Source organism: Vibrio paracholerae, from assembly GCF_037672085.1.
Lineage (GTDB): Bacteria > Pseudomonadota > Gammaproteobacteria > Enterobacterales > Vibrionaceae > Vibrio > Vibrio cholerae.
In genome coordinates this window covers 1,571,098-1,593,875 of the sequence record NZ_JBBHLM010000002.1, presented here as the reverse complement: position 1 = coordinate 1,593,875, position 22,778 = coordinate 1,571,098, and the positions used below count along the sequence as shown (strand labels likewise).

General features: G+C 47.4%; 20 protein-coding genes, 2 tRNA genes and 1 pseudogene. 12 read left to right on the top strand and 11 right to left on the bottom strand.

What is annotated here, in order from left to right; genetic code table 11:
• Position 1: 1 nt before the first annotated feature.
• The 5 genes from R4537_RS12500 to R4537_RS12480 form a co-directional block, all read right to left on the bottom strand.
• Positions 2 to 1,150, bottom strand: coding sequence for an ABC transporter permease (locus R4537_RS12500; protein ID WP_071178264.1), 1,149 nt, complete (start codon positions 1,148 to 1,150; stop codon positions 2 to 4).
• Positions 1,147 to 2,295: an ABC transporter permease gene (locus tag R4537_RS12495; RefSeq protein ID WP_071178263.1), complete on the bottom strand. Its 1,149-nt coding sequence runs from the start codon at positions 2,293 to 2,295 to the stop codon at positions 1,147 to 1,149. Before R4537_RS12495 ends, R4537_RS12500 begins: the two co-directional genes overlap by 4 nt.
• Positions 2,296 to 2,313: 18 nt before the next feature.
• Positions 2,314 to 3,288, bottom strand: a complete 975-nt coding sequence (locus R4537_RS12490) for an HlyD family secretion protein (protein ID WP_071178262.1) — start codon at positions 3,286 to 3,288, stop codon at positions 2,314 to 2,316.
• 11 nt (positions 3,289 to 3,299) lie between these two features.
• Positions 3,300 to 4,730: a TolC family protein gene (locus R4537_RS12485; protein WP_071178261.1), complete on the bottom strand. Its 1,431-nt coding sequence runs from the start codon at positions 4,728 to 4,730 to the stop codon at positions 3,300 to 3,302.
• A gap of 167 nt (positions 4,731 to 4,897) precedes the next feature.
• Positions 4,898 to 5,131 (bottom strand): hypothetical protein, encoded by a 234-nt coding sequence (locus R4537_RS12480; RefSeq protein WP_001250487.1) that lies wholly within the window; start codon positions 5,129 to 5,131, stop codon positions 4,898 to 4,900.
• A 328-nt stretch (positions 5,132 to 5,459) separates the two neighbouring features.
• Between R4537_RS12480 and R4537_RS12475 the strand changes: the two genes are divergently transcribed.
• The 5 genes from R4537_RS12475 to R4537_RS12455 all read left to right on the top strand — a co-directional run bounded on the left by R4537_RS12475 (position 5,460) and on the right by R4537_RS12455 (position 10,544).
• Positions 5,460 to 7,076, top strand: coding sequence for an ATP-binding protein (locus tag R4537_RS12475; protein WP_071178260.1), 1,617 nt, complete (start codon positions 5,460 to 5,462; stop codon positions 7,074 to 7,076).
• Positions 7,076 to 7,762 carry a response regulator gene (locus R4537_RS12470; RefSeq protein WP_071178259.1) on the top strand — a complete coding sequence of 229 codons (687 nt, stop codon included), beginning with the start codon at positions 7,076 to 7,078 and terminating at the stop codon, positions 7,760 to 7,762. The genes R4537_RS12475 and R4537_RS12470 overlap by 1 nt, the downstream gene beginning before the upstream one ends.
• Positions 7,763 to 7,827: 65 nt before the next feature.
• Positions 7,828 to 8,601, top strand: coding sequence for a substrate-binding periplasmic protein (locus R4537_RS12465; RefSeq protein ID WP_071178258.1), 774 nt, complete (start codon positions 7,828 to 7,830; stop codon positions 8,599 to 8,601).
• Positions 8,602 to 8,628: 27 nt separating this feature from the next.
• On the top strand, positions 8,629 to 9,606 hold the full coding sequence (locus tag R4537_RS12460) for a chemotaxis protein (protein WP_000070390.1): 978 nt from the start codon (positions 8,629 to 8,631) through the stop codon (positions 9,604 to 9,606).
• A gap of 134 nt (positions 9,607 to 9,740) precedes the next feature.
• A complete protein-coding gene (locus R4537_RS12455; RefSeq protein ID WP_071178257.1) occupies positions 9,741 to 10,544 on the top strand; it encodes a hypothetical protein in 804 nt (267 codons plus the stop codon).
• A gap of 20 nt (positions 10,545 to 10,564) precedes the next feature.
• Here R4537_RS12455 and R4537_RS12450 read toward each other — a convergent pair.
• Positions 10,565 to 10,686, bottom strand: a pseudogene (locus R4537_RS12450) (glycerol-3-phosphate regulon repressor).
• On the opposite strand from R4537_RS12450, the gene R4537_RS12445 reads away from it, so the two are divergent.
• Positions 10,661 to 11,350, top strand: coding sequence for a DUF2726 domain-containing protein (locus tag R4537_RS12445; RefSeq protein WP_071178256.1), 690 nt, complete (start codon positions 10,661 to 10,663; stop codon positions 11,348 to 11,350). The pseudogene R4537_RS12450 and the gene R4537_RS12445 overlap by 26 nt on opposite strands.
• A gap of 2 nt (positions 11,351 to 11,352) precedes the next feature.
• On the opposite strand, the gene R4537_RS12440 is transcribed toward R4537_RS12445, so the two are convergent.
• A complete protein-coding gene (locus R4537_RS12440; protein WP_071178255.1) occupies positions 11,353 to 12,411 on the bottom strand; it encodes a GGDEF domain-containing protein in 1,059 nt (352 codons plus the stop codon).
• A gap of 271 nt (positions 12,412 to 12,682) precedes the next feature.
• On the opposite strand from R4537_RS12440, the gene R4537_RS12435 reads away from it, so the two are divergent.
• Both R4537_RS12435 and R4537_RS12430 read left to right on the top strand, forming a co-directional pair.
• Positions 12,683 to 12,759: transfer RNA gene (locus R4537_RS12435), tRNA-Val, on the top strand.
• Positions 12,760 to 12,780: 21 nt separating this feature from the next.
• Positions 12,781 to 12,857: transfer RNA gene (locus R4537_RS12430), tRNA-Val, on the top strand.
• A 172-nt stretch (positions 12,858 to 13,029) separates the two neighbouring features.
• On the opposite strand, the gene R4537_RS12425 is transcribed toward R4537_RS12430, so the two are convergent.
• Positions 13,030 to 13,785, bottom strand: a complete 756-nt coding sequence (locus R4537_RS12425) for a substrate-binding periplasmic protein (RefSeq protein WP_071178254.1) — start codon at positions 13,783 to 13,785, stop codon at positions 13,030 to 13,032.
• 211 nt (positions 13,786 to 13,996) lie between these two features.
• Here R4537_RS12425 and R4537_RS12420 point away from each other — a divergent pair, with 211 nt between their 5' ends.
• From R4537_RS12420 to galM, 4 genes are all read left to right on the top strand, one after another.
• Entirely contained in the window at positions 13,997 to 15,430 is a 1,434-nt protein-coding gene (locus R4537_RS12420) for an MDR family MFS transporter (protein WP_071178253.1), read from the top strand.
• 443 nt (positions 15,431 to 15,873) lie between these two features.
• A complete protein-coding gene (locus tag R4537_RS12415) occupies positions 15,874 to 16,938 on the top strand; it encodes a UDP-glucose--hexose-1-phosphate uridylyltransferase (protein WP_071178252.1) in 1,065 nt (354 codons plus the stop codon).
• 65 nt (positions 16,939 to 17,003) lie between these two features.
• Positions 17,004 to 18,164 (top strand): galactokinase, encoded by a 1,161-nt coding sequence (galK, locus tag R4537_RS12410; RefSeq protein WP_071178251.1) that lies wholly within the window; start codon positions 17,004 to 17,006, stop codon positions 18,162 to 18,164.
• A gap of 8 nt (positions 18,165 to 18,172) precedes the next feature.
• Positions 18,173 to 19,225, top strand: a complete 1,053-nt coding sequence (gene galM, locus R4537_RS12405; RefSeq protein ID WP_071178250.1) for a galactose-1-epimerase — start codon at positions 18,173 to 18,175, stop codon at positions 19,223 to 19,225.
• A gap of 74 nt (positions 19,226 to 19,299) precedes the next feature.
• Here the strand turns inward: galM and budC are convergent, their stop codons facing one another.
• The 3 genes from budC to budA all read right to left on the bottom strand — a co-directional run bounded on the left by budC (position 19,300) and on the right by budA (position 22,682).
• Positions 19,300 to 20,058 carry a meso-2,3-butanediol dehydrogenase gene (gene budC, locus R4537_RS12400; protein WP_001214790.1) on the bottom strand — a complete coding sequence of 253 codons (759 nt, stop codon included), beginning with the start codon at positions 20,056 to 20,058 and terminating at the stop codon, positions 19,300 to 19,302.
• On the bottom strand, positions 20,055 to 21,758 hold the full coding sequence (gene alsS, locus R4537_RS12395) for an acetolactate synthase AlsS (protein WP_001191535.1): 1,704 nt from the start codon (positions 21,756 to 21,758) through the stop codon (positions 20,055 to 20,057). Before alsS ends, budC begins: the two co-directional genes overlap by 4 nt.
• 138 nt (positions 21,759 to 21,896) lie before the next feature.
• Positions 21,897 to 22,682, bottom strand: a complete 786-nt coding sequence (gene budA, locus R4537_RS12390; RefSeq protein WP_001068896.1) for an acetolactate decarboxylase — start codon at positions 22,680 to 22,682, stop codon at positions 21,897 to 21,899.
• Positions 22,683 to 22,778 lie beyond the last annotated feature (96 nt).

Here is a 22,778-nt window from a genome sequence, read left to right as displayed (position 1 = left end):
ATTATTGTGGGTGTTTAGCGGTACGCTGGAGATCTCGGCGTAAAAGATAAAACGCCAAACCGCCCCATACCAAAGCCTGTGCCCAAAGGAGTGTCCATTTTGGTGCTATGGTTGACCAACTGGCCGCCATTTGGTTTAAACCCAGAAAGCCTTGGATTGCTGGCGTGCTTGGGAAGCACTGCGCAAGCCAGACTAAAGGCGCAGGGATCATTTCCAACGGCCAAATAAATCCAGCGGTAAAAATCAGTGGCATCGAGCTAATTAACACCACCAAAGTGACCAGTTCGCGTCTCGGAGTCACTGCTCCCAACGCAATACCGACAAAATTACAGGCTAATAAAAACGGCAGGAGCAAACTAATAAGATCACTTGGCTTTGCTAAAGTATTCACGCCGTGCAAATCAAAACTGGCACCGAAATAATAAAGACTGAGCAAGTAGTAGACCGCAACCAGCACAAAACTACGCACTAACAACAGTTTTGCAGGAGCGACTCGGCTCCAATAGCCGTGACCTTGCTTTTGTGTCCCAACCATCAATCCAGCCGCCATGATCAGCGTTTGCTGCAGGATCAATACAAAAACGGCGGGTACGACGTAATCGACATAGCCCATACGTGGGTTAAAAGTGGGTTTCAGGTTGGCACTGGTTGGCGAGAAATGCTGCGCGGCAAACGCCATCGGTTCACCTTCGATGACCAAACGACTGACTTTGGTTTGTGCTGCGAGTGTACCGCCCGCTTGGGCTAAACCTTCAACTATCGTACCGTAAACCAGAAAATAGGAAGCATCGCCCGCATAAGCGAGCGTTGGGCTTTTCCCTAACAATAAGTCTTTGTAGAAATGCTCAGGGATAACCAGTATCCCAGCCACTTTCTTGTCTAAGAAAGCTTGTTTGGCATCGGCAATGGTGTGATCACGCTGAACAATTTTGACTTGCGGCGTGGCATCTACCATCCGCTCCAGTTGAAAACTGGCCTGACTGTGATCGAGATTGACCACAGAAACGGTTTGTTCACGGGGGATTTGTTTGGCGTAAGGCAGCGGATAGAGAAAAGAATAAAATACCACACCACCAAAGACGGTCAGCACGACAACAGGGTTAGTGAAGAGTGCTTTTAATTCTGCTTTAAATAGCTCAAATAGGGTCATACGGCTGCTCCCATTTCACGCGCTAAATGCTTGCGGATCAGAAGTAGCGCCAAACCAAGCGGCAGGAGATAGCCCCACATATTGACCATAGGTTGTAAAGAACTTAAGGCATCAAGCCCATAGCTCACTTGGTTCACTTGCACTTCAATGTAGTGACTAATCGGCAACAAATTGCGCCACGCTTGAGCGAGCGTATTCATATCACTAGCCGGAAAGGTGATCCCCATAAAGGCAAAACTGGGCGCAGTGAAAGCGCCAGCAAAGCTCATCGCGCGAGCGGGATCGAGCGTGAGGAAGTAGAAAAATGCCCCCATGATGACGCATGCCACCACGGTAATCGATTGAGCAAGCAGCAAAGTGGAAAAGTGACCAAACATAGGCCAGCGCAGTACATCATAAAACCAGATCAAAAAACCAAGCCCTTGCAGCATGAAAATGGGGAGATAGGGCAATAGGGTTCGGGTTAACTGGGTTAAGGGAGACTGCGCGAACCAAGATGTTAACCCGTAATGACGATAGTTGGCTGCCAGAATCAAAATGGTGCTAACGACAATGGTGATTTGCCACAATGCGGGGACAATCGCCGACACTAAAAATTGCGCGTAGTTGGTATTTTGGTTAAAGAGTGGCGTTATTTGTGTGCGTACGGGCACCGAGCGCCCCATGGCCGCAAGGGTAGTATGCGTTTTGGTGGCGAGATTTTTCATCACATCCACTTGAGCATTAAATGTGCCTTGTGCTTGCACCACCGCTGAGTTAACGAGCTTACCGACCAAAATCATTTGGCTGTTGTAAAAGGTCGTTACTTGCGGCTGCTCTTGACGATAAATCGCTTTATCGAATTGTGCTGGGATCACCATAAAGCCATAGATCTGATTACTGCGCATTGCTTGGCTGGCTTCATCGACGCTCGAAAAATGCTGACTGACAAGCAGTGTCGATGTCGCATCGACCTCACGAATAAGCTGGCGTGAAAGCTGGCTGTGGGAGAAATCCACCACACCAAACGGCAGATCGCGCGCTATACCTTGGGAAAAAATCCACCAAATGGAGACGGCGAGTAGAATGGGCACCCATGTTAAACAGGAAAGTAACCATTTATCGTGACGCAGTAACGTCCATTGGCGAGGGATGGCGTGTTTCATTTTAAGTTCAACCACAACTTATAACTTAACCACAACGCTCATGCCCATGCGCAGGCCTTCGGTTGGCGTGACTGGACGCGCTTCCACTTCAAACGTGCGCAGGTCAAACCCTTGAGTGGCGTCGGTTGAGCGCCAAGTGGCGAAATCACCCATCACGGCGACGTGAGTGACTTTAAACTCGATGGATTTATCCAGAGCCGGCAAGTAAGCCGTAAACTGAACACCTTGGGTAAAATGCTTGAGCAGATCTTCACGCACGTTAAATACTGCCCAAGTGTCTTGCGTATCGACAACGGTGACGACAGGGAAACCTTGCGGAGCCAGCTCACCACTGTGCATCAACACTTGTGATACTTCACCATCAAACCAGCTCTGAATTTTGGTATCCGCTGCGTAGGCTTCGACTTCTGCCACGGCACCAGCAGCCATGCGGGCTTTTTCGAAAGCGGCTTGTTTAGTTTCTTCCCGCGCACCTTCTCTAGCTAGTTCATACATCTGTAGTGCAGCACTTTCGGTATATTTCGCTGCTTGCCATTGGGTTTGCGCTTCGTCCCGTTTTTGTTCGGACACCACACCATCGTTGTAAAGGTTATTAACGCGCAAATACGTCTTTTCAGCCAAGTCTGCCGCTGCTTTCGCTGTTAACCATTGATCTTTGGCGGCCTGAATCTGCTGTTCACGCGCACCATTTTCTGCTTCTTGAGCCAGTGCCCCCGCGGCTTTCTGGCCGGCGATCGCTTGTTCCAACTTGGCATCAATTTCAGGGCTGAGTAGAGTGAAGATCAGTTGGCCTTTTTCCACTTGATCGCCCTTGCGCACCAAAACTTGGTCAATGCGCCCCGGCACTTTAGAGGAGATGCTGTACTGCTGAGACTCAATCTGACCTTGCAGTGTGACAGGCTCAGGTTGATAGGCTTGATAAAAGCGATAGCCAATCCAGCCAACAACTGCGACAGCGGTGAGCGTCATTAAGGTCGTTTTTACTGTTTTCATTTGGATTCCTTTTACTTAGCCGTGGCGCTTTGGTGCAGTGAAGAGAGAGCAACTGCGGATTGATGGTAAGTGGAAAAGCTGCTCATCTCGCTCGACAGAGCCAATAATTTGTTCAGTGAAATGAGATAGTTAAAGCTCGCTAGCGATTGTTGGGTGCGAATGCTGGCCAGATAAAGCTCGGCATCCACCACATCGACGGAGGTGGATAAACCTTGGCTAAATGCTTTCTGGCGTAAGCGTAGATTTTCTTGCGCCAAGTTTAGGCTGGAGTTGAGTCCTGTGACTTCTTCTAACGCTTGTTCTGCTTCGAGATAGGTCTTTTCCACCAGCACGCTGAGATCTTGTTTCGCTTGCGCTTTTAAATAGCGCACTTGATTCACGGCGCTATTGGCTGCTTTGACTTGTTCACTGCGCCCGGTGTTTTCAATGAGCGGAATATTCACGCCAACGCCAACCAACCAATCCGGTTTCATTTGGCTAGCGAGTGAGTCATCTTCATGCAAGCTATAATCGCCATACAGATAGACTTCTGGGTAGTATTTCCCTTGCTCAGCTTTAATGAGACTGCTGGCTTGCTTTTCTTTGGCATCGAGCAGGCTTAAGCCGGGATAGGTATTGAGCGTTTGTTCGATGAAGGCGTGCATGGGCGGTAAGCTGGTATTAATGAATAGCATGCCACTTGGTTCTACGGTTTCTGTAGCGCCTAAAATTTGGGTTAGCGCACTTTGCGCAATATCCAAGGTTTTTTGTGCTTTTTTACGCTCAACTTTGGCTTTATCCAGTGACGCATCCGCTTGCAGACGCTCAACGTGAGCAATTTGTCCTTGTTGCTCGAGCTTGAGGGCATTATCTCTATGCTGCGTGAGCCCCTCTTCAACCGCGATTCGGGTAGCGAGCACCTCTTTGGCCAACACTACGCTAAAGTAATATTTGGCTAAATCTTCATATCGTGCTTGTATTTCCATCGCGAGCTGGCTTTGCGCTTCCTCTTCTTTACCCGCGGCGGCATCTTGCGCAGCAGTAATTCGTCCGCCAGTAAAAATTGGCCATATCGCACGGATCGAGGAAGTGAAAATATCGCGTTCAGTGATGGTAGATTTAGCAGCGCCTAAATGGGTTACCAGTGGTAAAATATCCGCGGGTAAGTGAGCCATCAGGCTAGGGTCTATCCCGCCAGAGCTATCTAGGATTTGTTTGCCAGATAGTGTGACGTCCTGGTCTAAACGAATAAAATTCGCGCCAACACTGACGGAAGGTAGATTGAGGTTTTGTGTGGCATCTTTCAAATGAGCGTAACGTTCAACATTGGCTCTTTGTGCCGCAAGCGAGTTGTTTTGTTGTTGCAGCAAGTCCCAAGCTTCTTGAAATGAGAGAGGCGCTGCATGGGCAATCGGCATAAGTAACATAGAGCAGATCGCCAGAGAGAGAGATTTCACTTTCATTTTGAGCTCGACAGAATGAATTTAGAGCTAATGCTCTATTTTTTGGATGATGAAGTCAAACAAAGAGTTAAGGACTGCAGTATAAAAAACTGACTTGCAAGAGCAAGCCAGTTGTTTGAGTAATCGGTTTTGACGCCCAAAAAAGTGTCTTGAGCTTAGGAACGTGATCAACAATGAGGGTAGGAGGGGCAATAGTAATCGGCTCTCCAAACTAACTTTTTGGTTCCCTGCATGGTCGTCAGTACGTCTTTGCCTGACATTTGAGGAAAAGCAAACAAAACACGCATCTCATCATGCGTTTCTGGCTCGATTTCGTAAGCCCTCACATGAGTAAATGTCGAGTGTAAATGCTCACAAAGCATGTCTTTGGATAGGCAAATTCCAAAAGCATCTCTTCTCATGTCTCTATTCCTTCTGACGTGTTATTGAGTGAACTTGGCCGCAATTTTTATTCTCAGTCTTATGCCTGAATTGCATCCCAGTTAGGTTTATGCTCACTGCGCATTAAGTATACTGCTTTACCTAGAAAGTTGCCGGAACAAAGTGCCTATTTGTTGTGACCTGTGCCATAAAACAGATATGCAATTGGTTTTATTTTTTTGATGCTACGATCTGTCTTGCTGGCATATGGCTAACGTGAATCTCGTGCCAGCCTCACAGTTATCTATTACGAGCTTCGCCCCAATGTTAAATTGATGTTAGCTTTCACTCGCTAGCAAGGAGTGAACAATGGTGTGGAGCAGTATTACCTTCCGCAAGAGAATGCTGATCATCATGACCTTATCGGGTCTGATTGAGCTGCTACTTTTGGTTGTCGCGGGGTTTATGTATGTCAAACATTCTCAAGAGCAAGAAGTGGGTCAGAAAGCACTAGGCGTTGCCGCATTTCTTGCTCAAACGCCGACGGTTATCAACATGATCAAGACCGGCCGTGCTTCCGATGACCAGCAGCAAAGCTACCGTGAATTAACTCAACTGATTGGCGCGGCTTTTATTGTGATTGGCGATAATCACGGTATTCGATTAGTCCACCCCATAGATGAGAGTATCGGTAAACCTATGATGGGTGGAGATAACGAGAGAGCTTTAGTGGAAGGTAAAGCCTATGTCTCTTTCGCTCAAGGCTCGTTAGGTAAATCGGTTCGTGGTAAAGCGGCGGTGGTAGATCAACACGGTCAAATCATCGGTGTTGTTTCGGTTGGCTACTTAATTGAACGTCTACAAGACCGCGTTGAACCGTTTCTATTTTATCTGATAGCGACAGCGTTACTGGTGGTTGGCGCCAATGCATTAGTTTCGAGCTATGCCTCACGACGTTTTCAGCGCGCAATTTTGGGGTTTGAACCGGAAGAAATTGCCCGTTTGTACGTGGAGCTGGATGTCACCATGAGCACCCTCAAAGAAGGGATCATCAGCATTGATGACAAAGGGATTTTACGTTCAATCAATAAAAGTGCTTGTGAAATCTTGGGGTTACGCCGCGAACAAGCTCTCAATCGACGCTTGACCACCATTCTGCCAGAAAGCGACCTCTATACGGTTTTGGTGACCGGAAGAACTGATCACGATATTGAACTCTACTTGAATAAACATTGGATTATTGCTAATCGCAGTCCGATCGTGGTCGAGGGAAAAATCGTCGGGGCGGTTTCGAGTTTCCGTCTTCGTGATGAAATTAATGAACTCACTGAGCAGTTGGCTCAAACCCGTGAGTACGCAGAGATGCTGCGTTCTCAGACCCATGAACATAGAAATAAATTGAATACTATCAGTGGGTTGTTGCAAATGGGGGAGTTAGATGCCGTTCAGCAGCTGATTGGCCAAGAAACCGCACACTATCAAGTGTTGATTGAGTTTTTACGTGAAACGATCAAAGACCCTTTGATTGCAGGCATGCTGCTTGGCAAAACAGAGCGCGCTCGTGAACTGGGCTTGGAACTCATGGTGGAAGAAGGGGCGCGCTTAGAAACGCTGCCTATTCATATTAAAGCGGAAGATGTGGTGACCATTCTCGGTAACCTTATAGACAACGCGTTTGAAGCGACGTTAACCGCGATACGCACGCTGTCGCTGGTTCCACCTGAACGCAGAGTGATTGAGGTCTCGATCAGTGATTTTGGTAACGAAATCATTTTGGAAGTGGATGATCAAGGTTGCGGTTTACCCAAAGAGCTGGAACATTGGCAGCTAACGGAAAAAGGGGTGTCGAGCAAGGCCGTGCAAAACCGAGGGGTGGGGCTGTTTTTAGTCAAACAGCTTGCCGATCGATATCAAGGACAACTAAACATGCACAGCAAAACACAAGGTACCCGAATGACAGTGTATTTACCCAAGGATGAGTTGTAATGAAAACCCGACTTCTGATCATTGAAGATGATGCTGCAATTGCGCAGCTTCATCATCGCTATTTGAGTCAGTTAGAAGGCTTTGAGGTAGTCGGGATCGCGACGTCCCAAGCGGATGCGCGTTTACAGATGGAAGTGCTTAACCCCGATTTGGTGTTGTTGGATGTTTACTTACCGGATGGGACTGGTCTTGATCTGTTGCAATGGATTCGTGGACGTAATGTTCATTGCGATGTGATTTTAATTACGGCGGCGCGCGAGGTAGAGACACTGCAACAAGCGATGCGTGGTGGTGTAGTAGATTATCTGCTCAAGCCTGTGATGTTCCCACGGTTGGAAACTGCATTAAAAAAATACCAAATGCGGCAAGCTGAGCTAAAACAGTTGGCGGATTTTGATCAGCAAAAAGTCGACAAAATGTTCACCACACACTCATCAGAGGCTTTACCGCAACGTTTACCGAAAGGCATCGACGCCGTGACATTAGATAAGATTCGGTTGCTATTTCAAAGTGCTACCATGCTGACGGCGGACGAAGCAGGTGAAAAAATTGGGGCTAGCCGCACAACAGCCCGACGCTATCTTGAGTATCTTATCACTGCTGGAGAGTTGGAGGCCGATCTCAGTTATGGTACGGTGGGGCGACCAGAGCGAACGTACCGTAAATTACTTCGTCACACATCCTGATTAGACGGATTGGATAACTGCATCTAAAGTTTAAACAGATTACACGAATGTGATGAGGTCGACAGATGCAATGGCGTTTTTGTTTGACAACAGTACTGGGTGTTGTTCTGAGCTTTAGTCCTAGTGTGAAGGTTCAAGCTCAGGGGTTGGAATCGTTAACGTATTACACAGAAAACTATCCACCACTGAATTTTGCCCAAGATGGCAAACCTGCAGGGATTGCGGTTGATTTACTCCAAGAAGCAGCGGCAGCGGTGAACGTCGTTTTGGACTCAGAGCAAATTTTAGTACAACCTTGGCCACGTTCTTATCGGTCAGCGTTGTTAAATCAAGATGGAGTGCTTTTTTCTACGACGCGTACAACACATCGTGAAAATTTATTTAATTGGGTCGGCCCTATTGCCGATATCAAAGTGGTCGTGCTGGCACGCAAGTCGAGTCAGATCAAAGTGAATGACCCCATCGAGTTGGGGAATTACCGAATTGGCGTGATCCGTGATGACATTGGTGAACAGCAATTATTGCAACTCGGTGTGCCACGGGAGTCCATGGTAGAAGGTTCCACCGTCAGCAGCTTGGCAGAACAACTGCTAAAAAAACGCATCGATCTGCTTGCTTATGATGAAAGAACCGCACTTTGGTGGTTGAGCCAAGACAGCTATCCTGTTGAAGAATTTGAAACGGTATACGTTTTAATGCAAGGTTCACTGTATTACGCATTTAACAAAAACATAGATAAGTCAGTATTGAACGATTTACAAAAAGGCATTGAGCTGATTAAAAACAGTGTCAATGCGAATGGAGTAAATCGTTATCAGGCAATACTGGACAAATATTGATAACCATCCCGAGAAGATGTGACGATTATGAGCAACCCAAGCAGTACTATTTTGACTGAAAGCGGCACTAACGAGCTAGAAATCATTGAGTTTCATCTTGAAAAAGTGCTTCCCGACGGGCGAACCAAAACCTGTTATTACGGCATTAACGTGGCAAAGGTTCGTGAAGTTATCCGGGTTCCAGAGACGACAGACTATCCGAATGCCCAACCACACATGATAGGGGTATTTTCCTCACGGGAAATTTTAACCCCATTGGTGGATTTAGCTGGATGGCTCGGTGTGCCCACTTCAACGGATATCAGTAAGAAATACGTGATAGTCACCGACTTCAACCGTATGACGAATGGTTTTTTGATCGACAGTATCAGCCGTATTCATCGTATTTCGTGGAACGATGTGGAATCACCTAGCCAGTTCCTCGAAGCGGGTGAGCAAGATTGTGTGGTTGCGGTCGTTCGACAAGACAAAAAGCTCATCATGATCCTGGATTTTGAGAAGATCATTTCTGATATCAACCCTGAACTGAGTATGGAAAAATACGATGTGACGGTGGATAGAAAAGTCGATCTCAACCAGCGTATGGTGACCAAGCGTAATGCGAAAACCATTATGGTCGTTGATGACTCTGCCTTTATCCGAAGCTTAATCCAAGACACATTGAGTTCAGCGGGTTACAACATTATCGCTTGTAAAGATGGTGGCGAGGCCCATGAAAAGCTGATGGAGCTTAAGCAATCGGCAAAAGAGGAGAATATTCCTGTTAGTGAACTGGTCGATGCCGTCGTCACGGACGTGGAAATGCCAAGAATGGATGGTATGCATCTGATTAAACGTTTACGTGAGGATGACTCATACGCCACTATGCCAATAGTCATGTTCTCATCACTGATGAGTGACGATAACCGATCCAAAGCGCTTGCTCTTGGTGCCAATGATACGTTGACTAAGCCTGAAATCGGTAAAATGGTTGCGATGATGGATAAATATACTCTCAATCTTTGAGGATGAGTGGAGCATTGCTCCGCTTTTCTTATGGGAGTGATAACAGCGCTATCACCCAAGAGTTCTGCAGTAAAGCATGGTCGGTATCTTGCTGAGTGATGAAGGATAGAAAATGAAGTAACTGTGGAGGCAATATGCGCATAACTTGGTTGTTCATTCTCCTATGGTTCTCGACAAGTGCTTTTGCTAACCATCAATCCATTACCTTGGTTTTAGCGGCACAAAACGATAATGGGCATGCTTATTACCATGAGTTACTTACCCGAGCTTTAGCGGCTCAAGGCGTCTCTTTAACTATTGAAATGCCATACTCCCACGTACCGCAAAAACGGGTGGTGAAAATGGTTGAAAACAATCAACTGTCACTCACTTGGTTATTGGAAACGCCGGAGCGCAATAAAAAGTTTGCCTATATCGATGTACCGTTAACTAATGGTTTGATTGGACAACGTATTTTACTCATTCCACCTAGCTTACAGAGCCGACTAGCGAAAATCAGTAACGTGAATGAGTTTCGTCAAACACGACTGGTGGCTGGGCTAGGTGAGGGATGGTTAGATATTGCGGTTTGGCGCTCTAACCATTTGCCTTTCTATATTCAAAACGGAGAGTGGCGAGAGCTGTACAAGAAGCTTTCTGTCACGGGTGTGGTTAACTACTTCCCGCGTGGTGTGACTGAAATCTACCCAGAATCCATTATCAATCCACACTTAGCCATAGAACAGCATCTGTTATTTCAATATCAGCGAGATTTTAAATTTTATTTGAGTCCTCAAGCTGCTCAACATAAGGCATTATTAAGCCAAGCACTTAAGGCGGCGCAAGAATCCGGCTTAATGAGCGAATTGGCTGAGAAGTATTGGGGGGAATCCCTCTCTTTATTGAGGCTTGATCAAAGACGGGTGATTGAATTACAGATACCCTTCGAAGGCAAGTAATCCCTGTTTCCATAACCACTTTATTTTCCGCACAAAATCAACAATAGAAACTGGTTTTTCAGCACAACATCAGTTATCAATGAAAAGGTAATCCCTCTCTTTGGCTCAAATACTTTATGTTTGAAATTTTTGTTGTCGTCATACTGCTAGTTCTGTTCTTTTTCGTGATCCAAAAATATGTCATTCGTCACGATGACACCAAGGACTATGCCTATAAAAAGAAAGGCCCCTTGTTGGATATGAAGGAAAGTGCTTTTTATAACGCGCTGGTTAGCGCGGTTGGCGATCATGGTGTGGTTTTAGCGAAAGTGAATATGGCTAATGTGATCACTCCAAGTAAAGTCGCGAACAAAAAGCACTGGTTTATTGCTTATAACAAGATCTCAAAAAGCTACTTTGACTTTGTGGTGTGCGATGCAAGAACGCTTGAACCCAGAGTCGTGCTCGAATTGGATGATGGGAAAGAGCTGCAAAAGGGCAAAGTAGAACGAGAAAAGTTGCTGCTGCACGTTTGTAAATCGGCCAATATCCCGTTGATTGGCTCCAATATTCGCATGAGTTACCAAGTCGGCAAATTAAGACGTTTACTGGCCGCGCATATCGATTTAATTCAAACCGAGCAAGAAGTGCGTTTTTGTAAACGCTGCGGCAGTCCTATGGTGATTAAAGTGGCCACACAAGGGGAATACCGTGGAAGACGATTCTTTACCTGTAGCCGCCAACCACACTGTTCTTACACTGAAAATTACAACGTGGTTTATGAATTTGAAGAAGAGGACAATGCCAGCAATACCAATGGCAACTAAACTCACACATTCTCGGTTTGTTGATTGACTGCGGCGTTAGTTGAGGCGTGTTGGAATAAACGAACCTGATTTCTTCCCGCCTTTTTGGCTCGGTACAATTCCATATCGGCAAATTTCAGGAGATCGTTCAGTTGATCTCCTGCCTGATACTCACATACACCAATACTGATCGTCACTTGCACTCGTTTTTCTCCAAACGCAAACAAGTGCTGGCTGACAATCGCTCTCAAGCGCTCGCAAACACGCCCAGCTTGCTCAAGTGATTGATCAAATAAAGTAACGCAAAACTCTTCACCACCAATTCGATATAAATTGTTGTCACCGACAACTTGAGCAAAAAGGCGAGTAGTTTCAATCAGCACTTTATCTCCGGTGTCATGGCCGAACTGGTCATTAATCGATTTGAAAAAATCCAAATCAATGACGAGCAAACAGAGTGAGGTTTGATCACTAAACCGTTCAAAATGTTGGAACGATGTGGTGAGAGACAAACGGTTGTGCGCGCCGGTTAAAGGATCACGTGAAGCAAGATAGAGTAGGGAGTTTTCAATTTTACGTCGGTTATCTTCGTAAACATGAGCAACCACCCAAATTCCAATGTAAGCAAAACAAAAGTGTAGGAGTACCGACCAAGAGATAGCCGCACCAGTTTGCTGTAGCTGCCAGTAAATAATGTTGCTTTGTATGATCAAAAACAGGCAAGAGGTAACAAAGGCAAAGCGAGCAGAGGTAAAAATGTAAAACAGGATGGGAACGAAGCAGCTCCAAATATAAACCCCCATCATTAATGGCTTCATATAGGTCGCGAAAAGCGTTGTGCCAGTTAAGACAAACAGATAAAAGTAAACGTGCTGCTCCGTGTGAATGCGGCGTTTGGCTAGCGAATAAATGTAAAGGGAGTAGAAAGCGCAAACGAGCTCAAGTAACGCGAGTTCGACTAACTGTGTTGACCAAAAATTAATCAGCGCCATCAAGAAAGCGATCAAAGCCCAAAAAAAGCTTAGGCCACATAGCACTGAAGCTCGCAGCGTTTGTGTATTGTCAAATAACCTAGCATCCATGCACTCACCCTCTCCGGGGCTAAACGTAAGCGTTTATAGTACAGAGTTGAATATCTTGATCAATATTGATCTTGAATGCATGTCACAAAAGTAGACGGCGCTCTAATTCTGCAAACTATTTGCGGCTTAGTAAACTAAGGCCGTAAAAGAACACTAAAAGCACAAAAAAACATCAAAATGATGACAGAAAAGCCAAACGATTCAAAAACAAAGAAATTGGGCTTGCACGTCAGAAAAACTGTCGCTAATATCCACCTCGTTCTCAAGCGATGCGTCCGTAGCTCAGTTGGTTAGAGCACCACCTTGACATGGTGGGGGTCGGTGGTTCGAGTCCACTCGGACGCACCATGAGAAACTTAAAAAAAGTATGCGTCTATAGCTCAGTTGGTTAGAGCACCACCTTGACATGGTGGGGGTCGGTGGTTCGAGTCCACTTAGACGCACCAGAATTTGTTCAATACGAACACCACACAAAGCCCGCTTAACGCGGGCTTTGTGCTTTTCCTAACTAAAATTATTTGCGACTGCTGTGCTATTGGCAACGCCGACTGTTGGTCTACCTATGTTCATGGGTATGAGTTCACATGCCTCCTACCTGATATTCCAAGTCTATCGCTACTATTTTTTCTTCTTTTGTGTCTGAGCGAGGTAATGATTAAACGCATCTAATAGCTTTTGGCTGCGGGCCCCCTGTTTGGGAAACAGCAGGTAATTACTGTTAGTGAGAAAAGGTGTCGGGTGGTGGGTGATCAAATCTTGTAAATGTGGAATTTGTTGGTTGATGAGGTAGTAGCCAATATGTTTTTCCTCTGGCACCAGATCGACTCGGCCTTTAGCGAGTTTTTCGAGATTTTTTGCCGCTAAGCCATTGCGTTCCATCGTCAGTACGCCAGAGTCGAGTAGGGCATCCAACTCTTTACCATAGCTGTAGGCCAATACGCCGCCTAACTTATAAGGGGCTAAATCGCTTAAGGTTTTCCAATCAAAGGGCTTTTTAACGGGATAAAAGAAAACAAACTCTTCTTGGCTCACTGGCAAGCTATAGAAAAAATCGACTTCACGCTCCGCGCTGTGCATCCAGATCGCAGTGGCATCGTACAAACCGCGTTGGGTTTCAGCATAAGCTCTTGCCCATGGTAAAAACTGAAATTCCACCTGATAACCTTGCTTGGTAAAAGCTTGGGTGATGATTTCACCAACAAAACCATAGTTAGGTAAATCACTGCCGATAAAAGGTGGCCATTCGCCGGATGCAATACGCACGAGTTTATCCTCTGCGTTGGGGGAGGATTGTGCATACAGCAGCGCGGGACATAATCCTATGATGAGCAAGCAGCAGCGCACATAACGTTTTAAGTATCTGTTGCTCAGCATGACGGTTCCTTGGTGGTCTAGGCTAGTCTTTGAATCATGGGTAAGTTGACTCCTCACTGTCAAATCATAGGTTTAATTTTTATCGGCTTTTTTGATTCAGTTGACGAAATTTAAGGAGTAAGCTTGACCGCGAGATGTCCACATCATGCTGATTTTATGAATATCTTAAGTGGATGTTGTCGTGTTCTAGTGAGTTATCGATGAGGAAGGTATGTCGCAGCCTGTAGATAGAAAAACCTTTTTGGGCATCTTTTTTACGGTTTTTTTGCCAATGTTTTTGGCGGCCGTTGATCAAACCTTGCTGGCTACCGCGACGCCTGCGATTGTGCGCGATCTCGGCAACTTGCAACTTTCTTCGTGGATTGCGATTGGTTACATGCTGGCAAGTGCAGCCAGTGTTCCGGTTTACGGCTGGTTAGGGGATCAGTATGGACGTAAACCGATGTTAATGATTGCGCTGAGTATTTTTGCCTTAGGTTCAGTCATTTGTGCTTTTGCAATGAATATGCCGTGGTTGGTGGCTGGGCGCATTGTTCAAGGGTTGGGTAGCGGCGGCTTGATGAGCTTATCGCAAGCCTTGATCGGAGAATTAGTACCGCCCCGCGAGCGTGCTCGATTTCAGGGCTATTTTTCCTCACTGTTTGCGGTGGCCAGTATTGGTGGGCCTGTGTTAGGTGGTGTATTGGTAACCTACCTTTCTTGGCAATGGCTGTTTTGGTTTAACCTGCCGCTTGTGGGCATCGCTTTGTATCGACTGGCACGATTTCAATTTGTGCAAAGTTCACGTAAGTCTGAGGCTTCAATTGATGTGGCTGGGCTTATCCTGTTTCCCAGCATGATGACTCTCATCATCTATTGGCTTTCGGCTGGCGGGCACTATTTTCCGTGGTTCTCGGTCACCAGCATCAGCCTAGTCAGTGCATTTGTTTTAACAAGCTTGTTGTTTATCGCTCAGCAAAAGCGAGTCACGGCGTCCTTTTTGCCACTCCGTTTATTGGCGCGTCGTGAAATACATATTCCGTTGCTTTCCACGTTCATTTTCGCGGCCTGTTTGTTTGCACTGATCTTCTTTTTACCGATTTTTTTACAGCTTGGCTTACGAGTTAACGCAGCACAATCGGGGCTACTGCTTATCCCCCTGTCGTGCGGCATTATTGGTGGCGCCTATACGACCGGCAAAGTGATTGCAAAAACGGGAGTGCCAAAATTCTTGCCTGTGTTTGGTATGAGTTTAAGTAGCTGCGCCTTTGCTGCGTTGGCGATGTTTTCGCTCTCTGCCCCCGTGGTGAGTGCGATTGCAGCCTTATGTGGTTTAGGCTTAGGCACTGTAATGCCCTCAACCCAAGTTTTAGTTCAAACATTGGCAGGTAAAGCTAATTTAGGGCGGATCACTGCGATGGCTTCGTTGAGCCGCTCGTTAGGAGCATCGGTCGGCACCGCTTTCTTTGGTACATTGATTTACTCCTTACTCCCCGGATTATCGCCAAACAGTGGTTTGCAGGCGATTGCCGCATTGCCACACAGTGAGATTTTGCATGCTTTTCAAATTGGCTTTGCGGTTGCGGCGCTGCTTGCGTTGCTCGGGGCATTGAATGCGTTGCGCGCTCCGAAAATTCAGTTGGATGATTACGCCTTTGACTCTTAAATGTCACTATACCTAAACGATTTGGAGTTGCAGGTGCAGTAACCAGATTAACTCGCTCTGTACGCTCTGTGTAAACGTTTAACTTTAATGCTTAATGAGAGCATGACATCTCTCCCTCAATTTGGCGGAGTAGCACGCGCAATGCGCTGTCACTGATCGTCAACCATTCCCGTTGATTGGGTGTTCCTTTTCTGCTATTGCTTTGTCATTCATTACCTTTTTATCAGACTTCACAATATGCGGCATTTAGAGCAGATGACTTTGGCTGCCTTAGTGATAACTTGTGAAAGCGTTTACACTGTGCGATTTACTTCACAGAATGTTCGATAGTAGGATTGCTATGCTTGGTAAAAGGCTGGACTGTGCGTCGTAAGCCTACTGTTTGATCTTTGCTAACTGTCTTTTCACTCGATTGTTGCAGTGGAGGGCGTGAGAGAGTTTTCATGTCTGAGCTTAAGTTTAATCCTGTCGATCATCCACACCGTCGATATAACCCATTGACGGGGCAGTGGATCCTCGTTTCACCTCACAGAGCAAAGCGTCCATGGAGTGGGGCCGATGAGAAACCGGCGCTCACTGAGCTTCCCCACTATGATGCGCAATGTTTTTTGTGCCCGAGCAATACTCGCATTTCTGGGGATGTAAACCCCAACTATAGCGGCACTTATGTGTTCAATAACGATTTTGCTGCGCTGATGACGGATTCTCCAGCAGCGCCAGAGTCCGATAATCCGCTGTTCAAAACGCAAGGGGTACGTGGTTTAAGTCGGGTGATCTGTTTTTCTCCTGATCACAGCAAAACGCTGCCAGAGTTACCCGTGCATAAGATTCGTGGCGTGATAGAGACATGGAACGAACAAATCGAAGAGCTCGGTAGAGAGTATATTTGGGTGCAAGCTTTTGAGAACAAAGGTGAAACTATGGGCTGCTCTCAGCCGCATCCCCATGGGCAGATCTGGGCGAACAGTTTTTTACCCAACGAAATAGAACGCAAAGAGCAGCACCTCAAGGCTTATTACCAACAATATGGCCGCAATTTGCTGGTGGATTACGTACAAGCCGAGCTAAAAGATGGCGCTCGAACCGTGGTGGAAACCGAATATTGGTTAGCGGTGGTGCCCTATTGGGCGGCTTGGCCGTTTGAAACCCTGTTGTTGCCCAAAGCTCACATTCGCCGCATGAGTGAGCTCAATGATGAGCAGCGTGATGATCTTGCACTTGCCATCAAAAAACTGACTAGCCGCTACGACAATTTATTCCAATGTGCTTTTCCATATTCGATGGGCTGGCACTTTGCGCCATTTTTTGAAGCGGGTACCGACATTAACCACTGGCAGTTGCACGCGCTGTTTTATCCGCCGCTGCTACGTAGCGCAACCATTCGTAAGTTTATGGTTGGCTATGAAATGCTGGCAGAAAGCCAACGTGATTTAACCGCAGAGCAGGCCGCAGAGCGTTTACGCGCGGTGAGTGATATTCACTACAAAGAACAGCATAACCATCAATAACAGATATTTTGAGCGGCGCAGCACCAACGACAGCGTCGCTCTCCCCATTTAAAGTGAGAAGCCCTATGTCTGAATTAATCCAAAACGTGACTACAACCTTTGCACAACTCTTTGGCTATGATGCTACGCACCTTGTGCAAGCTCCGGGGCGGGTCAATTTGATCGGCGAGCACACCGACTACAACGATGGTTTTGTGCTGCCTTGCGCGATTAACTACCAGACCGTCGTGGCTGCAGCCAAACGGGAAGACTTTCTAGTGCGTTTGGTCGCCGTCGATTACGACAATGACACGGACGAATTTGACCTGCGAGAAGAGATTGCCTTTCAGCCTAAAAAAATGTGGTCGAACTATATTCGCGGTGTAATCAAGTGCTTGATTGAACGTGGTTTTGAGTTTAATGGGGCAGATATTGTGGTCTCAGGTAACGTACCTCAAGGGGCGGGGCTCAGTTCCTCGGCGGCTTTAGAAGTCGTGATTGGGCAAACTTTTAAAGAGCTTTACCAGCTAAAAATCAGTCAGGCGGAGATCGCCCTCAATGGCCAGCAAGCGGAGAACCAGTTTGTCGGTTGTAACTGCGGCATTATGGATCAGATGATCTCGGCGCAGGGGCAAGCGAACCATGCCATGTTGCTCGATTGTCGTAGCTTGCAAACCGAGGCCGTTGCGATGCCAGAGCAGATGGCAGTGGTGATCCTCAATTCCAATAAAAAACGCGGCTTGGTAGAGAGTGAATACAATACCCGTCGTCAGCAATGCGAAGCCGCAGCCAAAACTTTTGGTGTGAAAGCGTTACGCGATGTCACTTTGGCGCAATTGACTGCAAAGCAGGCCGAACTTGATCCTGTGGTGGCCAAACGTGCGCGCCATGTTATCACGGAAAATGAACGCACTTTGCATGCCGCTCAGGCACTGCGTGAAGGAAACATGACGCGCTTAGGCGAGTTAATGGCCGCTTCTCACGCTTCGATGCGTGATGATTTTGAAATCACCGTCAAGGAGATAGATACGCTGGTCGAGATTGTTCAATCTGTGATTGGCGATCAAGGCGGTGTGCGAATGACCGGCGGCGGTTTTGGTGGTTGTGTGGTTGCCCTTATACATCCGACGCAAGTAGAAGCGGTGCAGCAAGCGGTGGTTGAACACTATGAAGCTGCGACAGGGCTGAAGGCATCGATCTATGTCTGCCATGCAACTTCGGGCGCGGGATTGGTTGAGCTTGCATAAGGTTAGAGATGAACGCGTTATTCACCAGCATGACAGCACAGGCCGCCTATGATGGTCAGCCTGCCAAGCTTATTGAGCTCACTAACCGCCGCGGTATGCGTGTGGTAGTGATGGATATCGGTGCCACTTGGCTCAGTTGCACTCTACCGATGGGCGATGAATCAAGAGAAGTGCTACTTGGCGTAAGTAGCATGGATGATTTTGTGCGCCAAGGCAGTTATTTAGGCGCAACAGTGGGACGTTATGCCAATCGGATTGCGCGTGGCGAACTCAAGATAGGGACACAAACATATGCTTTGTCAGTTAATCAAGCTGGCAATACGTTACACGGTGGCGTTGTAGGGTTTGATCGTCGTCGCTGGCAAATCGTGAAACAAAAAGCACAAAGTGTGACTTTTCAACTGCTGTCTGCCGCGGGCGATCAAGGTTTTCCAGGTCATTTACAAGTTGCGGTGACTTATGCGCTGGATGAGCAAGGTGGGGTGAATATCGACTACCAAGCCACCACCGATCGTGCGACCGCCGTGAATCTGACGAACCACGCCTACTTTAATTTGAATGGCGCTGAGCAAGGTAGTGATTGCCTCAATCATCAGCTCTGGATTGATGCAAAGCAGTTCTTACCAACGGATGCCTCGGGTATCCCGCTCGGGGAGTTGCAATCGGTACTGGGTAGCGCTTTTGATTTCACTCAACCGAAAAGGGTTGGGAAAGATTTGCTTCAAGATAAGCAGCAAATCCGTGCGAAAGGCTATGACCACAGTTATTTCTTTGCGCCAGAGCGTGATATGCACACGCCTATCGCTAAGGTGTGGTCTGCCGATGAGAAAGTGCAACTGCTCGTCAGTACGGATAAACCTGCTATGCAGCTTTATACCGGTAACTGGTTAGCGGGAACACCTAATCGCCTTGGTTCGCACTACAAGGATTATGCAGGCCTCGCTTTAGAAACGCAGTTTTTACCCGATTCCCCTCATCATCCAGAATGGCCGCAACCGAGCTGCATCCTGCAACCCGAAGAAGTCTATCGCTATCAAACGTGCTATCAGTTTGTTTTCTAGATTGAATTTATAAAAAGAGCGCCTCTCGGCGCTCTCAGATCTGGCTAGGGTTATTCATCACGAGGCCAATGAGGCTAAACGATTTTAGGTTGCCCGTCGGAGGCGGTGGCACCGCCATCAACGGGAAGATTCACCCCATGGACAAACGAGGCATCATCACTGGCTAAAAAGGCGACGACGGCGGCTATTTCTTTTGGTTCTGCGGCTCGGCCTAAAGCGATGCGTTCATTGAATTGATCGCGGATCGCTTGTGGCCAGCCGTTGGTCATATTGGTTTTCACCAAACTTGGACATACCGCGTTAATGCGTACACCTTGCGCGCCGTGATCCAGTGCTAGAGCGCGAGTGAAATTGACTACTGCACCTTTAGTCGCGCAGTAGAAGGCTGCGCCCCAGTCACCGCCTAAGCCGGACACGGACGCCGTATTCACCATGCAGCCGCGCGTTTTTATTAGCTCAGGTAATGCATGCATTGCGCAGTAGACCACTCCATCTATATTAACCGAGGCGATGCGTCGCCAATCTTGCACGCTGCACTCCAACACTGTGCCCGGAATATGAATCCCTGCGTTGTTGACGAGAATATCTAGACGCCCGAAACGCTCGACCGTTTTACGTACTAAAGCTTGCACCTGTTCGGGATCCGAGACATCGACTTTTTGCGCGTAAACTCGCGCAGAATCAAACTGCTCAATCACAATGGCTAACTGCTCTTCATTCCAATCAGCCAGCGCTAAGGTTGCGCCTTCTTGATATAAACGTTCGGCAATCGCCAGTCCAATACCGTTAGCAGCACCGGTCACTAAGGCGACTTTATGGGTTAAACCTCTCATGCGAAAACTCCTTCTAGGGTTTGAAATACGGGATCTTGATTGGCTTCGGTGCGCGCTTGCATCAATTTGGGGTTATCCGAGTAATCGACTGGAATCGCGACGACGGCGGGGCCCTCGACTTCCATCGCTTGGCGCAGAGTAGGGAGCAACTGATCGGGTTGCGTGATGGCGTAGCCTCGAGCGCCAAAGGATTCGGCGTAGGCTTTAAAATCAATAGGGCCGAATTTTACACCAGCAGCGCGATGGTATTTCTGCACTTCCTGCATCTCGACCATGTTGTAAGCGTTATCGACCCAAATGATGTGTACGATATTACATTTGAGGCGCACCGCGGTTTCGAGCTCCATGCTTGATTGCATAAAGCCGCCATCACCGGATACTGAAACGACTTTATGGCCGGGTTTGAGTAAGCTGGCCGCAATCGCCCAAGGTAGGGCAACGCCCATGGTCTGCTGTCCGTTAGATACCAGCATCTGCCGTGCACGAAAACAGCTCAGATAGCGCGCAATCCATATGTGGAAACTCCCCATATCGAGACAGAGGGTGGTATCAGGTTTGATGATCGCTTGCATGGTCTTAATCAAGGTTAGCGGATGAAATCCCGCATTTTGATAGCGCAAAGGATAGGCTTTGATGGCGTGACGCTGCTGAGTCACTTCTTCCAAAATCGCTAATGCAGTCGGGGAGAGGCGAGTAAAACCGGGTAGTGGGCGGCAGAGTGCCGCCAAATTACTGGCAATGTTACCGACAATTTGTAGGCATGGCTGGTAGTGGATTTGATACTGCGCAGGCTCAATATCGATATGAACGATAGGACAGCGCTGGCTATTCCATAGCTCAGGATCGTACTCGATCGGATTAAAACCGATGGTGATGATCAAATCGGCCTCTTTAAGCAGCACATCTCCGGGTTGATTATTGAATAAGCCGACTCGTCCGGCGAAATGGTGATAGTAGTTGATGTCTACTGCGCCAGCGGCTTGGTAGGTGCCCACGACAGGTAACTGGGTTTTATGTAAAAAAGCGCTGACCGCTTCAGCAGTGGCTTGGTGGCTGGCATGCAGTCCGAGTAATACGACGCAGCGCTGCGCTTTTTGAATCCGTTCTACGGCTTCCTGCAAACTGTCTGGGTCGGCTTCAGCCGTGGGCTGATAAGCACTGGGGATAATAATTTCGCTTGAGGTTTTATCGGCCAGCACATCTTGCGGTACGCTGATAAAACACGCGCCTTGGCGACCCGATTCGGCGAGACGAAATGCATTAGCCATGATTTCGCTGGTGGCATCGACATGTTGAATTTCGGCGCTGTATTTGGTGATAGAACGAAAAATACTCACCGTATCCATGCTCTGGTGGGTCTGCTTTTGTTGATAGTCACGTTTGACTGCGCCGCCAATAGCGATCATCGGATCGCCTTCAGAATTGGCTGTCGCGACGCCTGTTACAAGGTTGCCGCAGCCGGGGCCAGATGTGGCTAAGGTAACTCCCGCTCGACCTGAAAGACGCCCCATAATACCCGCCATAAAAGCGCCATTCGCTTCATGACGGACTGGGATCATTTGGATTTTGGTATCCTCAATCGCGTCGAAAAGACGGTCGATTTTGGCCCCCGGAATGCCGAAGACATAACGCACACCAATAGCTTCAAGCTGTTGGGCGATAAGTTGTGCTCCGCTGCGCAAGTGAATGTTGGATTGCATAAGTGATCCTTAGTTACCTGACGTTACACCCTAAGTGAAAGTTGTTTTGCGATAAGTGGGTGGGCACTTCCTGCACGGAGATAATCGCAACAGGAGAGCGCTTTCGCCGCCAATCACAAGCATTTCACGGTTGGGCGATTATTTTTCCGCTGCTTCGATGGCAGTACGGATGTTATTAGGGGTGAGGTTCGCCTCAAGAAAGTCACGAGACACCGGAGTGTCGACCACCAAACGCGAAACTCGCCCAATTTGTAAGAATCCTGAACGGATGATGTAATCTTGAATGTGTCCGCCACCCGTACGTTGCTGAGTAATAAAATGTTCGTGGTAGCCGGGCACGTTGATGCCTGTGGTGTATTGCGGGCTGCGAAATCCGGCAATCACGCCATGTTGCTGTTGAAAACGAAAAACGGGCTGCTGTTTAACCACCTCTAACATAGGTCGATAGGGCCGCTGTTGTTTAGGTACAGTACGGGTCTGCACACTCGGAAAGGTGCCATCAATGCGAATCGCACAAAATAGGTTGTCGCTTGGGACTAATCGGTCAATCAACTGATGCACTTGTTCACGAGTCATGCGCTCGGTAATGGGCAGCTCAATATCCGCTTTAAAAAAAGTAAAAACGGCGAAAGGCGTTTGCTGCTCAGGATGTGCGGGTTGTGCAGAACCATCAGCACGCAGTTGAAAGACTTGCCGATCAAATGCGATCAATTCGCCATCCAGTTCATTAAACGTACCGAGACCAAAGTCCCCATGTTCTAAAAGTTGCGCTATGGTGGTTGCACCTTCATAAACCCCAGCGATTAAGGCGCTCATCAATGAGGTTTGATAAATCTCGCCTTCACCACTGATGTGTTGATAGTGGGCAAATTGCTGAGCAATCTCTTGTGAGCATGAACAGTGGGCAGAGAGTAAAGGGTTCATAAGTCAACTCTAATATGAATCTGTGTGTATATTTAGGTTGACTTCTTAGTGGCGCTAAATCCAATATAAATAAGATTTATTTTGATATAGAAAATA

Coding starts and splice junctions, on each gene's coding strand:
- R4537_RS12500 (WP_071178264.1), bottom strand. CDS start 1,150: ATGACCCTATTTGAGCTATTTAAAGCAGAATTAAAAGCACTCTTCACT.
- R4537_RS12495 (WP_071178263.1), bottom strand. CDS start 2,295: ATGAAACACGCCATCCCTCGCCAATGGACGTTACTGCGTCACGATAAA.
- R4537_RS12490 (WP_071178262.1), bottom strand. CDS start 3,288: ATGAAAACAGTAAAAACGACCTTAATGACGCTCACCGCTGTCGCAGTT.
- R4537_RS12485 (WP_071178261.1), bottom strand. CDS start 4,730: ATGAAAGTGAAATCTCTCTCTCTGGCGATCTGCTCTATGTTACTTATG.
- R4537_RS12480 (WP_001250487.1), bottom strand. CDS start 5,131: ATGAGAAGAGATGCTTTTGGAATTTGCCTATCCAAAGACATGCTTTGT.
- R4537_RS12475 (WP_071178260.1), top strand. CDS start 5,460: ATGGTGTGGAGCAGTATTACCTTCCGCAAGAGAATGCTGATCATCATG.
- R4537_RS12470 (WP_071178259.1), top strand. CDS start 7,076: ATGAAAACCCGACTTCTGATCATTGAAGATGATGCTGCAATTGCGCAG.
- R4537_RS12465 (WP_071178258.1), top strand. CDS start 7,828: ATGCAATGGCGTTTTTGTTTGACAACAGTACTGGGTGTTGTTCTGAGC.
- R4537_RS12460 (WP_000070390.1), top strand. CDS start 8,629: ATGAGCAACCCAAGCAGTACTATTTTGACTGAAAGCGGCACTAACGAG.
- R4537_RS12455 (WP_071178257.1), top strand. CDS start 9,741: ATGCGCATAACTTGGTTGTTCATTCTCCTATGGTTCTCGACAAGTGCT.
- R4537_RS12445 (WP_071178256.1), top strand. CDS start 10,661: ATGTTTGAAATTTTTGTTGTCGTCATACTGCTAGTTCTGTTCTTTTTC.
- R4537_RS12440 (WP_071178255.1), bottom strand. CDS start 12,411: ATGGATGCTAGGTTATTTGACAATACACAAACGCTGCGAGCTTCAGTG.
- R4537_RS12425 (WP_071178254.1), bottom strand. CDS start 13,785: ATGCTGAGCAACAGATACTTAAAACGTTATGTGCGCTGCTGCTTGCTC.
- R4537_RS12420 (WP_071178253.1), top strand. CDS start 13,997: ATGTCGCAGCCTGTAGATAGAAAAACCTTTTTGGGCATCTTTTTTACG.
- R4537_RS12415 (WP_071178252.1), top strand. CDS start 15,874: ATGTCTGAGCTTAAGTTTAATCCTGTCGATCATCCACACCGTCGATAT.
- galK (WP_071178251.1), top strand. CDS start 17,004: ATGTCTGAATTAATCCAAAACGTGACTACAACCTTTGCACAACTCTTT.
- galM (WP_071178250.1), top strand. CDS start 18,173: ATGAACGCGTTATTCACCAGCATGACAGCACAGGCCGCCTATGATGGT.
- budC (WP_001214790.1), bottom strand. CDS start 20,058: ATGAGAGGTTTAACCCATAAAGTCGCCTTAGTGACCGGTGCTGCTAAC.
- alsS (WP_001191535.1), bottom strand. CDS start 21,758: ATGCAATCCAACATTCACTTGCGCAGCGGAGCACAACTTATCGCCCAA.
- budA (WP_001068896.1), bottom strand. CDS start 22,682: ATGAACCCTTTACTCTCTGCCCACTGTTCATGCTCACAAGAGATTGCT.